This window comes from Listeria monocytogenes (assembly GCF_900187225.1).
GTDB classification, from domain to species: domain Bacteria; phylum Bacillota; class Bacilli; order Lactobacillales; family Listeriaceae; genus Listeria; species Listeria monocytogenes.
Window position 1 is genome coordinate 855,806 of record NZ_LT906436.1, and the last position, 15,633, is coordinate 871,438.

Annotated in this window: 10 protein-coding genes and 1 riboswitch; of the genes, 8 read left to right on the forward strand and 2 right to left on the reverse strand. The window is 36.3% G+C overall.

The window, feature by feature from the left end; genetic code table 11:
* Positions 1 to 153 precede the first annotated feature (153 nt).
* Entirely contained in the window at positions 154 to 6,261 is a 6,108-nt protein-coding gene (locus CKV70_RS04310; protein ID WP_014600656.1) for a putative cellulose-binding protein LCP, read from the forward strand.
* Positions 6,262 to 6,397: 136 nt separating this feature from the next.
* Here the strand turns inward: CKV70_RS04310 and CKV70_RS04315 are convergent, their stop codons facing one another.
* The gene (locus CKV70_RS04315; protein ID WP_003721408.1) at positions 6,398 to 6,655 is read right to left on the reverse strand and encodes a DUF1294 domain-containing protein; all 258 of its coding nucleotides are present in this window, start codon (positions 6,653 to 6,655) and stop codon (positions 6,398 to 6,400) included.
* 78 nt (positions 6,656 to 6,733) lie between these two features.
* Between CKV70_RS04315 and CKV70_RS04320 the strand changes: the two genes are divergently transcribed.
* From CKV70_RS04320 to CKV70_RS04340, 5 genes are all read left to right on the forward strand, one after another.
* Positions 6,734 to 7,111, forward strand: coding sequence for a RidA family protein (locus CKV70_RS04320; RefSeq protein ID WP_009925584.1), 378 nt, complete (start codon positions 6,734 to 6,736; stop codon positions 7,109 to 7,111).
* Between the two features lie 64 nt (positions 7,112 to 7,175).
* Positions 7,176 to 7,273, forward strand: a riboswitch (SAM riboswitch).
* Between the two features lie 95 nt (positions 7,274 to 7,368).
* The gene (locus tag CKV70_RS04325) at positions 7,369 to 8,472 is read left to right on the forward strand and encodes a 5-methyltetrahydropteroyltriglutamate--homocysteine S-methyltransferase (protein WP_009930625.1); all 1,104 of its coding nucleotides are present in this window, start codon (positions 7,369 to 7,371) and stop codon (positions 8,470 to 8,472) included.
* Between the two features lie 104 nt (positions 8,473 to 8,576).
* The gene (gene uvrC, locus CKV70_RS04330) at positions 8,577 to 9,677 is read left to right on the forward strand and encodes an excinuclease ABC subunit UvrC (RefSeq protein ID WP_003721411.1); all 1,101 of its coding nucleotides are present in this window, start codon (positions 8,577 to 8,579) and stop codon (positions 9,675 to 9,677) included.
* A gap of 169 nt (positions 9,678 to 9,846) precedes the next feature.
* Positions 9,847 to 11,289, forward strand: a complete 1,443-nt coding sequence (locus tag CKV70_RS04335; protein WP_009917534.1) for an amino acid ABC transporter substrate-binding protein/permease — start codon at positions 9,847 to 9,849, stop codon at positions 11,287 to 11,289.
* Entirely contained in the window at positions 11,282 to 12,010 is a 729-nt protein-coding gene (locus tag CKV70_RS04340; RefSeq protein ID WP_003724779.1) for an amino acid ABC transporter ATP-binding protein, read from the forward strand. The genes CKV70_RS04335 and CKV70_RS04340 overlap by 8 nt, the downstream gene beginning before the upstream one ends.
* 48 nt (positions 12,011 to 12,058) lie before the next feature.
* Here CKV70_RS04340 and CKV70_RS04345 read toward each other — a convergent pair whose 3' ends face one another.
* On the reverse strand, positions 12,059 to 13,909 hold the full coding sequence (locus tag CKV70_RS04345; RefSeq protein ID WP_010989594.1) for an amidase family protein: 1,851 nt from the start codon (positions 13,907 to 13,909) through the stop codon (positions 12,059 to 12,061).
* A gap of 565 nt (positions 13,910 to 14,474) precedes the next feature.
* Between CKV70_RS04345 and CKV70_RS04355 the strand changes: the two genes are divergently transcribed.
* Both CKV70_RS04355 and CKV70_RS04360 read left to right on the forward strand, forming a co-directional pair.
* Positions 14,475 to 14,621 (forward strand): Lmo0850 family protein, encoded by a 147-nt coding sequence (locus tag CKV70_RS04355; RefSeq protein WP_008947247.1) that lies wholly within the window; start codon positions 14,475 to 14,477, stop codon positions 14,619 to 14,621.
* 223 nt (positions 14,622 to 14,844) lie between these two features.
* Entirely contained in the window at positions 14,845 to 15,603 is a 759-nt protein-coding gene (locus tag CKV70_RS04360) for a hypothetical protein (RefSeq protein WP_003724782.1), read from the forward strand.
* Positions 15,604 to 15,633 lie beyond the last annotated feature (30 nt).

Below are 15,633 nucleotides of genomic sequence, written 5' to 3' on the forward strand. Positions count from 1 at the left end.
CTTTTGTATAAAAAAGTTATATTTGTTATTTATTTTAAAAACTCATTTTAGTCATATGTACATAGAAGTTCTTTACAAGTAATATAAAAGTTGCAATGTGATTACACGTTATTTCACAGCATATAAAATATATTTGAAGGAGAGAACTCTTTTATGATTAAAGCAACTAGAGCGCGACATTATTTAATGCTGTTAATGGCATTTTTCCTAGTATTAGGACAATTAAATTTAACAGCCCTTAATGTGTTTGCAAAAGAAAATGGGAATGACGAACTAACTTATGAAGTTCAGTCTAAATTGACAGAAGATAAAAAATCAGCTGATTTAACCATTAAAGTAACACCAAAAAGCGATCAGGTGAAAATCTTGACTATTGAAACACCTGATGGAGAGAAGAGAGAGGGCCAAGAAGTAAGCTATAAAGCCGAAAAAAATGGCACAACTAACTTTTTAATTAATTATCAAAATACAAGCGAAGAAAAAGCAGAAACTAAAACATATACTGCTTCTTATGAAGTATCTGACATAGTTTCTGAAGATGGAGTAAATAAAGATTCTGACACAGAGAAGGAAACTGAAAAAGAAGATGCTAATATTCAGCCTCCTTCTACTACAAATAATACTAAAAATATAAAATCACTTAAATCTGGACAAACAACAGTTGAACTAAAAATACCAGATTATGACCAAACAGCATGGGCAAATGGTGATATTAAAGAAGTAACAGCGACAGTGAACTTTGGCGACAGTACTTCTACTGGCAAAAAAGTGAATTTCACTTTACCAGATGGAATGCGTTTTGTTTCTTTGCCAGTACCGAGTAATTATCAGGCTGGTACGAATGAAGATACAGGCGTTTTGAGTTATTTAGGAGCAAGTGATCCACTAGGAATAGCCATTACTTCGGTGGAAGTACCTAATAAAGAAACAGCATATAGTCAAGCTACGTTTGGAACAGTAAGTTATGAGCTAAGTCCAGGAACTGAAAAAGCGAGCTTTAAATTTTCAGTACGGGTAGATGCAGCAAAATATTACGGACCAACTGACTTAGCAGATCCAATTAAAACAGAAGTATATAAAGGAGAGGCAAGTACACCTGTTGCTTCTGCAGATCAAGCAATTCGTGCGGAAGGAAATAAAGTTGTAGGGTATGCCGATCAAAATCATGTGAAAACTATGTTTCGAACTTGGTATAATGATCAAAGACTATCAGAAGTCCTTGCAAGTACAGATACTACCGACTCTTATAACTATACAAAATCATACTCTGTCGTGAATGGATCGAATAGTTTAGACAGTCGTGGAGCAGCAGTATACATTGCTAAAAATATCGAAGTAACACTTTATTACCCGGAAGGAATGGAGTTTGTAAATGTTGTAAATAATGCTGGCACAGTGCTGAAGGAAAATTCTAACGTAACTATTACTAATTATCCAAGTGAAAATAAGGTTGTCATTAATAATAAGCACTTAAACAACAGCGCCACTAGTAATTCTATTTATGGAGTCAAATATAAAGTACCTAAAGGAACTCCTGCAGGAACATACAGCACAGCAAAAGCTCCTCATGCAGTTATCACAACATATGATGGAGAAGTATTTGAATCAGATGCACTGACAACTAATCCTAACGATTTAACTACTATAGCACCTCTAGACACTTGTAAAGTTGTTGATACTACCGAAAATAAAATGACTTTGACTACAGCAAATGGTCAACTTAATCCAAATAACGAAACTTGGGCTGGTAGCATTCAAATAAATAATAAAAAAAGTGCTGGTGTGAAAAAAAATCAAATGTATCAAATTAAATTTGACCCTAACTGGGAAGCTTATATGGTCAATATCCCTTTTGATAGCACTATTTCAGGAAACAAAATCAGTGAAGTACAGTATAAAACAAATTTAAACGACGCTTTTCGAACATTTGATGGAGCGCTTATTAAAAATAATAACCAAATGTATCGACTAGATGCAAAAGCAGTTGGGCTTGAAGAAGGGGAATATTTCACAGAAGTAAAAGCAAATGTGGGAGATTTTGCGCCTGGATATCAGAGCACAGAAGCTTCGGCTACTTATCGTTGGAACTCTACTGCTTCATACGGTAAAATCAAGCCAGGCGTTACATCTGTCCAATATGAAGGCGCAATATGGGACGCGGATGATGAGTCCAATACGAAAGTATCTGGCATATCAACCTATAAAGTTTCAAGTGCAGAAAGTACAGTAGCAAATGGTACAGCAGCTTTCTATAATAAAGCTGGTACAAAGGTGAAAACAGCTAGCGCAGGAGAAACAATTAACACAAAAGCGACATTAGTGTTACATGATTACCCTTATGGAACAAGGACGGTCCTCAATGATCCAGAAGTTTATTTACATGCTCTAGAAGGTACAACAATTCAACCTTCTTCCATTAAACTAACGGATCAAGGTGGAAAAGATGTTAATTTCACAGTTGAACAAGAAACGGCAAATAATGGAGATAAAGTATACGCCTTAAAAACAACGGATGTGTCAGTGGGAGTATATGTTGGCTATCCAACTAAACATAAATATCTAAATATCAGTTACGATACAACGTTTGATGTAACTCTAAATAAAAGTATTAATATGGATGCGCAACAGGTCATTGCATGGGGAGCAAATGTTACTCCGGCAACGGGAACTAATACTTTTTCGGATTTAGGGCTAGATGTAAATAAAAATGGCAGAGACAATGATAAATTACTTTCTGTCAACAGTAGTACTTTAAGTATTCCAAAACAAGACACAGTTACTGTAGAAACCTTCTTAAGCGTGGCTGGAGAAGGCGATAAAGCAGCTTATATGGAAGGAGAAGACAGTACAGTTTCCTACTTCTCACCAGGAACAGATGCTGATTATACAGTCAAGATTACGAACACTTCTAGTGGGAACGCAAGTACATTTGAGCTTTATATCCCAATTCCAAAAACTGGTCAAGACTTCGGATCTAAATTCCAAAGCGAGCCGTTCAAATGGGATATGAAACTAAATGGAGCACTACCTGTTAATGCAGAACAACAAGATCAATTCGATGTAAGTTACGCAACAACCGCAACAGGAGACAATTATGATTCCACCGACATATACTCAAATACTGTTGCTGATTATGAAAAAGTAAATATGGTTCGAATCAAAGTTAAAACACAAATTAATGCAGGCGAAACACAAACCTTCAAAGTGCCACTTAAAGTAGATGAAACATTTGATTCAGCAACAGAAGGCAACAAAATTGGTGAACGTGATATTTACAACCCATATTACCGTGTAATTACTAATACGTTCGCTGGTTCATTATCTGGAACAAAAGTTGGTGCTGAACTAGTAATTGGTGAAGTAGCAGGTATGCTATTTAATGATAAAGATGTTAACGGTTCGTATGAAAAAGATAAAGGCGATGAACCATTAGCGAATGAAACAGTTGAGTTATACAAATGGAATGTATCCACATCTGAATATGAACCCGCCAAAGTAGGCGACAAAAATATAACTGCCACAACAGATAGCAATGGTAAATACAGTTTTGATTATAGTGATGGTGTTGGTTATGGTAATTATGCAGTGAAATTCCCAGACAAAGCTGGCTACCAATATACATTAAAAAATATTGGTAAAGATACTTCTCTAAATAGTGATGTACCTTACAGCGGAGCAGATAGAGGTTGGGCGAAACAAATCAATCCAACTTTACCAAGCTCACAATATACAAATGCAGGTTATTATGCTTATAATCCGACGCAAGATTTAAAAGTTAACCTAGATGAAAAACAAGTTCAAATGGGTCGTAGCTTAGAAATCACTTTACCAAAAGTAGCCTCAACGACTGGACAAGCTGCCGAAGATACCATTGAACCAAGCTTCTTTAAAAATATTAAAGCAACAACAAATGGCTACAAATGGACTGTTGCAGATACAAAAGTGGCAACAGTACAAACGCTAGCAGATGGTTCAGCAGCTGTAGTTGGCGTTTCTACAAACGATAAAACGATTGATGTAACAGATTTAACGCTTACTATTCAAGATATTTTTGGTACAGAACAAAGCTCTACAGCCCCAGTATATGTTACTGGAAAAGAGGGAACTGTTGCGCAACAAGATGGTTACACCATGGGTGCAGCTGACTTTTCATTGGAGTACAAAGAAGCCACTGAATTAACGAAAGCACAGGCCTTAACTCTTGCGAAAACAGCCGCTTTTGAAGAAGTAAAAAACGGTGTTAATTCAAGCGCAGAAGATTGTTTAGACTTAGTACAAGTGAACCAAACACAATTAGATGCCATAAAAAATGGTTCTAATCAAGGTGGCGTGTATCCATTAACTTACACGATAACAAAAGATAGCAAAACGGTTTCAGTCACTATTCAAGTAACTGTAGAGGATGATTTAACGGCAGTGAACGCGCATGATTCTACTATTTATATAGGAGATACATGGGAAGCGGAAGATAACTTTGATAGTGCAACAAATAAAGAAGGCGACACTAATGTAGCATTTAGTGATGTGACAGTTACAGGAACTGTAAACACTACAGTAGCTGGTGCTTATCCGGTTACCTACACATACAATGGTGTCTCTAAAAAAATTAATGTCACTGTCAAAGCTAAACAAACAGCAGTCAACGCGCATGATTCCGCGATTTATACTGGCGACACATGGAATGCCGAAGACAACTTTGATAGTGCGCTTGATAAAGATGGTAATTCTGTCGTTTTTGCTAATGTAACAGTGGCAGGAAATGTAAATACAACTGAAGCTGGTACTAATACCATCACTTATAGCTACGATGGCGGTTCGAAAACTATTACAGTTACTGTCTTAGAAAATAAGGAAGGTATCAGTGCACATGACTCTACTATTTATGTAGGGGATGCATGGGATGCTAAAGATAACTTCGATAGTGCTTTTGATAAAGATGGTAACGCGGTTGACCTAGAAGATGTTACAGTCACAGAAAAACCAACCGTTGATACAACAAAAGCAGGTGCTTACGAAGTCACTTACAAGTATGGAAAAGTATCGAAAAAAATCACTTTAACAGTGAAAGCTAAATTAACAGCAGTCAACGCACATGATTCCGCGATTTACATCGGAGATACGTGGAGTGCAGAAGATAACTTTGACAGTGCGCTGGATAAAGATGGCAATTCCGTCGCTTTTGCTGATATCGAAGTTAAAGGAACCGTTGATACAGACAAAGTTGGAACATATCCAGTCACGTACACATATGACGGTGTCTCAAAAACAATTAATATCCAAGTAAAAGACATCTTAACAGCAGTGAACGCGCATGATTCTGAAATTTATATAGGGGACAACTGGAATGCCAAAGATAATTTTGACAGTGCCAAAGATAAAGACGGAAATACAGTAAATTGGAAAGACATCAATGTTTCGGAAAATCCAGCAGTTGATTTAGAAACAGTTGGTGTTTACCAAGTGACTTATAGTTATGGCGGTGTTTCGAAGACAATTAATCTGACTGTCCATCCAAGAAAAACAAGTTTAGAAGTTCATGACTCCACAATGTATACAGGAGATAAATGGAAAGCAGAAGACAATTTTGATAATGCTACAGATAAAAAAGGTGACCAAATTCCTTTCAAAGATGTCACTGTAACCGGACAAGTTGATTCTAAAACAGCAGGCACGTATGAAATAACCTATATCTATGATGGAGTGAAAAAAGTAGCACACATCACTGTAATCCAAAACCAAGCACAAATCACTGTAAAAGATAGCGTTATCCCATATGGAGAAAAATGGGAAGCAGAAGCTAACTTTATAGGCGCGACAAACCGAGATGGTGTAGCAATTCCTTTCTCCAAAATCCAAGTAGAAGGTAAAGTAGATGTAAATAAAGCTGGTACGTACAAAGTGATTTACACGTATGATCCAAATGAAGGAACAGCAGATGCAGGCAAGAAGCAACTTTCTGTCACAGCTAACATTCAAGTAGAAGCAGAAATTGTAAAACCTATAAAACCAGTTGATCCATCAAAACCAACAGATCCTAAAAAACCAGTAAAACCATCAACTCCAACAAAACCATCAACAGAAAAAACACCATTAAAAGTAGTTGATAACAAGCAACATACAAGAACATATGAAGAAGCAAAACCATTACCAAAAACAGGTGACCAAACAAATACTTGGGTAATATGGACAGGCGTATGCTTGCTAAGTATGAGCTTGCTTCTATGGGTGGTAATGAGAGGGAGAAAGAAAAACTATCAGTAAGAGGAACTAACAGGTAAAGGAAAGACAATAAGAAGGTAAAATAAATACCGACCAGAAAAATCTGGTCGGTATTTTTTATCGAGAAATATAGAAGTTAACTGATGTTTTTTGGAGATAAAGCTATTCATTTGTTAATTCAGTACAACCACCAAACCACAACTCCAACAGTCCAAACCATCGCAAGCGGCACTAAAATCCGGAACTTCGGTTTTTGTGTTTTATGGTGAAACAACTGCATCGACATCCAACTACCAAACGCCCCACCAAGAAATGCAGAGAAAAGCAGCACAGATTCAGGTATCCGGTAAGCGTGTTTAATTGCTTTCCGTTTATCAATAGCGAATAATAGAAAAGAAATAAGCGTTATCGCGATTAAATATATTGTTAAAATCATTTAGGAATCCCCCTTCATTGCTAAAACAAACTATATTGATTAGAATAAAAGCATACCATAAAAGAAAGCAGGGATAAAATGGCAAAAGAAATTATTCAAACATCGTCAGCACCAAAAGCACTTGGACCATACTCGCAAGCTGTAAAAGTGAATGGACTTATTTTTACATCAGGTCAACTTGGTATTAACCCGGCTACCGGCGAATTAGTAGTAGGCGCGACAAAACAAGCCGAACAAGCATTTAAAAATTTAGCAGCAGTATTAGAAGAAGCTGGTTCTGGACTGGACAAAATTATTAAAGCAACTGTTTTCTTCAAAGATTTAAATGAATTTAAGGCTGTGAATGAAGTTTACGCCACGTTCTTTTCCAGTGATTTTCCTGCGAGAAGTGCTTTCCAAGTAGCGAAATTACCGCTAGATGCTGAAATTGAAATCGAAGTTATCGCAGAAGCATAAATATTCAGAAATAAATTTGACAACCACGAGAAATAAACGATATAATAAGAACCAATTACATAGTAACTTATCAAGAAAGGTGGAGGGTTCTGGCCCCGTGAAACCTTGGCAACCGGAAGTTTCACGGTGCCAAATCCAGCAGGTAACACTGACAGATAAGGCACGCGAATCAGGTAAATTACTCTTTCCCTTAAAAGCTGTCTTTTAAGGGAAAGTTTTTTTTGTACATAAAAATAAAACGAATTGAGGCGAAGGAAATGAATCAAGTAGCTCCATTTTATGCAGATCATGTGGGAAGTATTTTACGCACAAAGGGAATTAAAGACGCACGAGAGAAATTCCAAAGTGGCGAAATAACAGCCTTAGAGTTGCGCAAAATCGAAAATACAGAAATTAAGTATATCGTCGAAAAGCAAAAAGAAGTCGGCTTAAAATCAATCACAGATGGCGAGTTTCGCCGTGCTTGGTGGCATTTTGACTTCTTGGAGAATTTGGATGGGGTAGAAGGATACGATGCGGCTGGCGGCATTCAATTCAGCAAAGTCCAAACAAAATCGCATTCGGTAAAAATCACAGGACCAATTGACTTTACGACACATCCATTTATAGAAGATTTTATTTTTCTCAAAGAGGCTGTTGGTGACAATCATGTCGCGAAACAAACCATTCCAAGTCCAGCGATGCTCCATTATCGCGGGGATATAGAGTATCAGCCTTATTTAGATGATGCAGAGAAGTTTGCCAATGATTTAGCGACTGCGTATCAAAAAGCGATTCAAGCATTTTATGATGCCGGTTGTCGTTACCTGCAATTAGATGATACGTCTTGGAGTTATTTATGCTCTGATGAACAGCGTGAAGTCGTGCGCCAAAGAGGTTTTGACCCAGAAACTTTACAAGAAACATATAAAAATCTTATCAACGAAGCAATAAAACATAAACCAGCTGATATGGTTATTACGATGCACATTTGTCGTGGGAATTTCCGCTCCACATGGATTGCTGAAGGTGGTTATGGTCCAGTTGCAGAAACGTTGTTTGGCAAACTAAATATCGATGGTTTCTTTTTGGAGTATGATAATGAACGTTCTGGAGATTTTGCGCCACTAAAATATGTTACCCGTCCAGACTTGAAAATCGTTCTAGGCTTAATTACATCCAAAACAGGTGAATTAGAGGACGAAGCAGCCATTAAAGCACGGATTGAAGAAGCGAGTGAAATTGTGCCTCTAAGCCAGTTGCGCTTAAGCCCGCAATGCGGTTTCGCCTCGACAGAAGAAGGAAATATTTTGACGGAAGAAGAGCAGTGGGATAAATTGCGATATGTTGTCCGGCTTGCGAATGATATCTGGGGCGAATAATAAATGAGGAGAACTAGCCGAAGAGTTTGTGCTAGTTCTTTTTGTGTCTTTACAAAAAGGGCGACTAGGGATAGAATAGATGTTCTAGAAGGAGGGGGAGCCCTTTGGACGATAAATTACAAAAGAAATTGACCTTATTACCTGAATCACCAGGTTGTTATATTTATAGAGATGAAAATAATGAAATTCTTTATATTGGCAAATCTAAATGTTTGAAAAACCGCGTAAAGTCTTATTTCCATAGCAAACAAATTGGAAAAACTGCAAGACTAGTCAGACAAATTCGAGATTTAGAATTAATTATTACAACTTCCGAAAAAGAAGCTTTACTACTCGAAATGATTTTAATTCAAAAATACCAGCCACCTTTTAATATCCAGTTAAAAGAAGGGACGAGCTACCCATATATCAAAATTACGAATGAAAAAAATCCGCATATCGAAGTTGTATTTGAAGTAAAACGAGACGGTGCGCATTATTTTGGTCCTTATCCAGGTCGTTTTTCAGCAAGACAAACGGTGGACCTAATTGAAAAATTGTTTCCACTTTGTCGATGTGACGGTAAGCCAGGGCGACCATGTTTGTACTACCATCTTGGATTGTGCCTAGGTCCATGCCAAGCCGAAATTGAGCCGGCTGTTTATAAAAAACAAATCCATAAAATTAGTCGGTTTCTTGAAGGTGACGTGAAAAATGTGAAAGATAAACTACTGGGGGACATGTTAACTGCAACCGAAAATCTCGAATTCGAAAGAGCTGCAGAACTTCGAGATAAAATACACGCTATTAATGAGACAATCGAAAAGCAACATATTATTTTTCCTGGCCTAAAAAATCGGGATATCATTGGTTGCTATGAACAAGATAATTATTTAAGTGTCTTCGTTTTCTTCGTTCGAAATGGTGCAATTAATGGAAGTAAATGGCACGTTTTCCAAGTCGAAAAAACCCTTCAAGAAGAGTTAGCCACGTTTCTCAATCAATTTTATGAAGATCCTAACAACATTCAACCAAAAGAGTTGTTAATCGCTGAAAAAATAGATAAAAGCTTGCTGAATGAGCCGCTTAGAAAAGCTTGTTTATTTCCACAAAAAGGCAGTAAAAAGAAACAAGTAGACCTGGCTATCGAAAATGCTAAAAGTGCTTATATTGCATACGCAAAAATGAAAGAATATGATTTTGAAATACAACTAAACAATCATTAGAAGCTAATTTTTAACGATTAGCTTCTTCTCTTTGTTGTGTTGAAAATCTTATCTTAAATAACTATGGTCAATAACCTACCCTTATGGTAAAATCTTACGAGTACGGAAAAAATTTATGCTACATAAAATATTTAATTAAAGTTAAACACATATAGAGGGAGGACACAATATGAAGAAATTTTCACGCTTCATACTAATGATGGCAATCGCTTGTGTTGCCGCATTTATTTTCACAGGAAACGGGTTAAATGCAAAAGCTGCGGAAGAAACTTACTTGATTGGTACAGACACAACTTTTGCACCTTTTGAATTTGAGAAAGATGGAGAACATGTCGGCATTGATATGGACATCCTAAAAGCAATTGCAAAAGACCAAAACTTTAAATATGAAATCAAAGCAATGGGATTCAACGCAGCAGTACAAGCACTAGAAGCTAACCAAGTAGACGGTGTTATCGCTGGGATGAGTATTACAGATGAACGTAAGCAAAAGTTTGATTTCTCTGATCCATACTTTGATTCTGGTGTCGTTATGGGGATTTTGAAAGATAACGACGAAATCAAGACATATGACGACTTAAAAGGAAAAAAAGTAGCTGTTAAAACAGGTACAGAAGGTTACGCCTTCGCAGAAAAAATCAAAGATAAATATGACTTTGATATCGTTGTGTTTGACGACTCAGCTCAAATGTATGACGATGTTAAAACAAGAAATTCTGTAGCATGTTTTGATGATTATCCCGTACTAGCTTACGGCGTTCAAACAGGAAACGGCTTAAAAATTGTTACTGAGAAAGAAAAAGGAAACTCCTATGGTTTTGCTGTCAACAAAGGCAAAAATCAAGAACTTTTAGAGAAATTCAATGCTGGATTAGTTAATATTAAAGCAAGCGGCGAATATGAAAAAATTTTAAAAAACTATTTAGGTAAAAATGCGATTAAAGAAAACACAACTGAAAAAGGCTTTATGGGGATTATTAAATCTTCATGGCCAGCACTATTGTCCGGTTTATGGTTGACGATTAGATTAGCCGTAGTTTCGCTAATTATCGCCTTCATTATTGGTATTACATTCGGATTTATGAAAGTGAGCAATAGCAAAATCTTGCGCGGAATCGCTACTGTTTATGTAGATATTTTCCGAGGAACACCATTAATTGTACAAGCATTCTTCTTTTACTTTGGGATTCCGGCAGCACTTGATTTCAGGATGCCTGTATTCTTAGCTGGAGTTATCGCGCTAAGCTTGAACGCTGGTGCCTATATGGTCGAAATCGTTCGCGGTGGGATTCAATCAGTCGACAAAGGACAAATGGAAGCAGCAAGAAGTCTTGGTTTACCACATAAAAAAGCTATGATGAAAGTTGTTCTACCGCAAGCTATTCGAATGATGATTCCATCCTTTATTAATCAATTCGTTATCACGCTCAAAGATACATCGATTATGTCGGCAATTGGACTCGTCGAACTAACGCAATCAGGTAAAATTATTATGGCGCGTACATTCGAAAGTACTTGGACATGGCTAATCATCGGAATTATGTATCTTATCGTTATTACCATTTTAACGAAAATATCCGATCGTTTAGAAAGGAGATTGCGAAATGACTAAACTTAAAGTAACTGGCCTGAAAAAGAGTTTTGGCGCAAATGAAGTGTTAAAAGGCATTGATATAGAAGTAAAAGAAGGCGAAGTAGTTTGTGTAATCGGACCTTCTGGCTCAGGTAAAAGTACATTTCTTCGTTGTATGAATAACCTGGAAGAAATTACAGCAGGTGAAGTAGTTGTTGATGATTTTAATATTACTGATAAAAAAGTAGATATTAATAAAGTTCGCGAAAATATCGGCATGGTTTTCCAACATTTTAATCTTTTCCCACATTTGTCTGTTTTGGAGAACATCACATTAGCTCCCGTTGAATTGAAAAAAATGGATAAAGAAGCCGCGAAAAGTAATGCCTTGCGTTTATTAGAACAAGTAGGATTACGAGAAAAAGCGGAAGAATTTCCTAATCAACTTTCCGGTGGGCAAAAACAACGGGTGGCGATTGCGAGAGCACTTGCAATGGATCCTGACATTATGTTGTTCGATGAGCCTACATCAGCCCTCGATCCAGAGATGGTGGGTGAAGTTTTAGGCGTTATGAAAGAATTAGCTAAAGGCGGCATGACGATGATGATTGTTACGCATGAGATGGGCTTTGCTCGTGAAGTTGGCGACCGAGTTATCTTTATGGATGGTGGCTATATTGTTGAAGAAGGCAAGCCGGCTGATATTTTTGATAACCCAACCAATGAAAGAACAATTAGCTTCTTAGATAAAGTATTATAAACAGAAAAGCAAGATGACTTTGGAATTTCCAAAAGCATCTTGCTTTTTTTACTTTAAGTTAGGACTTTTTCTATTTTGCGATTGTTGCTCATAGGCATAACCCATATTTAATAAGATTTTATCGCTATTTCTAGCAGTAATAAAAGTCAGGCTAATTGGCTGATTTGATTCTTCATCATAGCCAGCTGGGATAGTCAGTTCCGGATTCCCCGCAATTGGCGCAAGAAACATCACCGAACCTCCCATACCAATTGTTACGACAGCATCCAGTTTGTCTTTTTGAAGCACAGAGTCAAGTTCGTTTTGTGAGCTCTGAATCAAATTACTCGCCAAATTGTCCGCTTGTTGTTTCGTTATTGTGCTTTGCTGTGCTTTGACAAGTTCGGCTTGCCCGTATTTCATATTTCTTGTAGGATTCGTTTGATTAAATTGAATAATCGATTCCAAAGTCGACATAGGAGAATGGTTCACTTGCAAAAACTGGTTTAAATCATGTTTAAAGTCAGTATTTATTAATGAGGCATAATCATAAGATTCTTTCTGTTCAAATTCGCCCACTGCAATGCCTTCAATGATAGTAGCGCCAGCTTTTTGCAGATCAAGTTTTATTTTCTTTATAACAGCTGTTTCTTCATTACTCTCTCCATCTGCCAAAAGACCGATACGTTTACCCTTAAGGGCGTCCGTAGAAAGAGATGGATTTGAAGTAGTGTTTGTTAAAGCGTTTGCTGTCAAATAGGCATCATTAACGGTTCTTGTTAGCGGTCCAGGTGTATCAAATCTGCTTGATAGAGGAATTATGCCTTTGTTATTTACTAAACCTTGAGATGGCTTATATCCAACAGCCGATTGAGCAGAAGCAGGCGTAATAATAGAACCATTTGTTTCTGTGCCGATTGCAATTGCTGCAAAATCACTTGTGGCTGCTGTGGCAGAGCCAGAACTTGAACCAGATGGATCTAAATTCGCTGAGTAAGGATTCTTACTTTGTCCTTTTTTACCTGAATAGCCATTTGGAAGATCTTCGTCCATTCCAGCCGCCCACTCGGACATATTAGTTTTTCCGAGGATTAAAGCGCCATTTTCCTTTAGATTTTCAACAATTGTAGCATCTTTCCCGATTACCCAATCTTTCAAGGCTACGGTCCCAGCGCTCGTAGGAAGTTCTTTCGTACCAATGTTATCTTTTAAAAGGACCGGCATACCGTATAAAGCAGATTTGTTGGTTGTGTTTTCTTTATCCAGTTGTTCTGCTTCGGCAATAATAGTTGGATTGATTTCAGTTATTGCATTTAAATTTAGGCCATTTTGGTCATATTTTTTTATTCGGTTTAAATAAATACCGGCTAATTCTTTGTAGCTAAGTTGTTTTGTCGCAATAAGTTGCTGGAGTTTTGTAACATCAGCACCGATGATAAGTGGTTCTTTTGCTTCAAGAACAGTCAAATCTAGCGTAGCTAATTGGTTATTAATCGGTGTCATAACACGCGCTTTATCATAAAAGGGACTAGGTGAATCTTCTGGCTTTTCCGGTTTACTTGGTATTGGTTTTACAGGTTTAATGTTCTGTTTTTTTTGTGGGTTATTTTTCGGTTTGACTTTAATCTCAGTTCTATTTTTGAGCGAACTTTGAAAAATACGGTCAATTATACGTTCTACTTGTAATTGCATATTGTCGAAGCCCTTTTCTAAATGAAAGTCCTCTTTATTTTTGCCAAGTGTTAAATTGTTTGATGATTGTTTTGGTTTTTCTTTCTTTACGATGGATTTTTTATTTTTAGAAACGGCACTTTTATTTTCTGATGTAGTATTTTTTTGGCTAGTAAAGAATACGTAGCCACCGATGATACTGAAGACTGTACAAACTACGATAATTGTTATTAAAATGCGTTTTTTCATGTTATTCCTCCGATGTTTAAATATGTAATATAATTATATAGCATCGAAAAAAGTAAATCTGTGACAATTTTGTGAAAACTAAAAAAATTTTTAAAGCAACTTATTTATGCAGTGAATTGAACTCAATAATAGCTGATTTTTAGAGTTTTTCCTTAGACATAACTTTTTTGGAAAAAGAGAAATGTAATTATAGCAATGGTTTGAAGGTAAATAATATTTCTGTGATTGTAAAAGTTCATAGAAAAGACACATTTTCAATAAAATTTGCCGATTAAATACCAATTCCATTAGTTTTTATTTTATACTAATAATTAAGTCTGTTTACATATTTGCCTGAAAATGGTGATAATAGCATAGTTAAAGTATGGTTTATCGGCGTTTTTCTTTATATTAACTGAAAAAAGACTAAAAAAATTCGGTTTTCAAACGCTTTCTTGAAAAAAAGAGAAGATAATGGTTAGTTTTTTAATTAATAGGGTATTCTTAGTAAAGAGAATATGTTAAAGTAAGGAAAGAGAGAAAAATAAAAAGAATGAAAACAAATTTTGAAGATGGAGTGATGAGATTGGATAATAATCAAAAAGACTTAAATCAAGTAATCCGTCAGCTCAAAGAAAAAGGAATTGTCGTTGAAAAAACAAAGTCACGAAAAGATATTTGGAAATCGGTTAGTAGTAAAGCGATGCCGAATATGACACTTCGATTGCAGTAAATCGAAAAGTGGAGTTTTTATATGATATTTTGTGAAGCTTTGAAGTAATTAAAATGACTCAAAGCAGTATGATTTACATATAAAATAACTTCACTTTTTTTCTTTGTCATAAATTAGTCATTAAGTTTTGATGTTTCTGTTATCCTTTTTACGCAAAAATGTTGTATGATGGAGTGGAAGGCTTTTGTCATAGAAGAAAATAGAAATAGAGTGAGGCATATACATGAAAAAAGAAGCGGTTAACCAACAATCTATTTATGTGCATATTGATCATGTTATTAATAATGTGGCGACAAGCGGCATTTCTTTTTGTGATTTCTTAAATGGCGTGGGACAGCCCCCTGAAAATATTTTGTTAATTAAGCATAATATTGAAGATGCATCCTACAATGCGCACACAGCTTTTCACTACTTAGAGCCAGGCGATTTAGCAAATATTTCCAAAGAGAATTTTAATCCACTGTGTTGGATTGATTTTGAAGATGTAGAACTTTTGAACCAACTAACTCCACAAGAAGTAGCGGAGATGCTTTATCTTGCGCACACTGGGCGTCATTTGCGTTCTCCATTTTATTATAAATTACAAAATAATTTTGTTTACTTAACTAGGGAAGACGGTCGTTACAATAAAGTATATTACCGGAATCTTAATCATTTTTATATGTTACTAAGTTACGTCATTGCACGTAAAACGGCAGAACTAGTTAATGAGAAGGGTATTTTTTCGTTTGGTAAGAAAAAATATGTTGCGGAGCCGCCAGTCGAACTTTTGAAAAAAATGGCAGATCATTTTAAAGACGGTGCTTGTATTGCGCTTGATGATGTCGTGAGAACGCGCACGCAAATCGAAGTACCAATTGGGCATGGACTTACAGAAGAAATGACCGAACTAGAGATTTCTTCCAAAATTTATTATGAAGAAGAGGTCGCCAAATTAGTCTATGATTTAAAACAAAATGAATGGAAATATATCGAAAAATAAAAAATCAAACTTTTTCCTTTACGTTTGGTT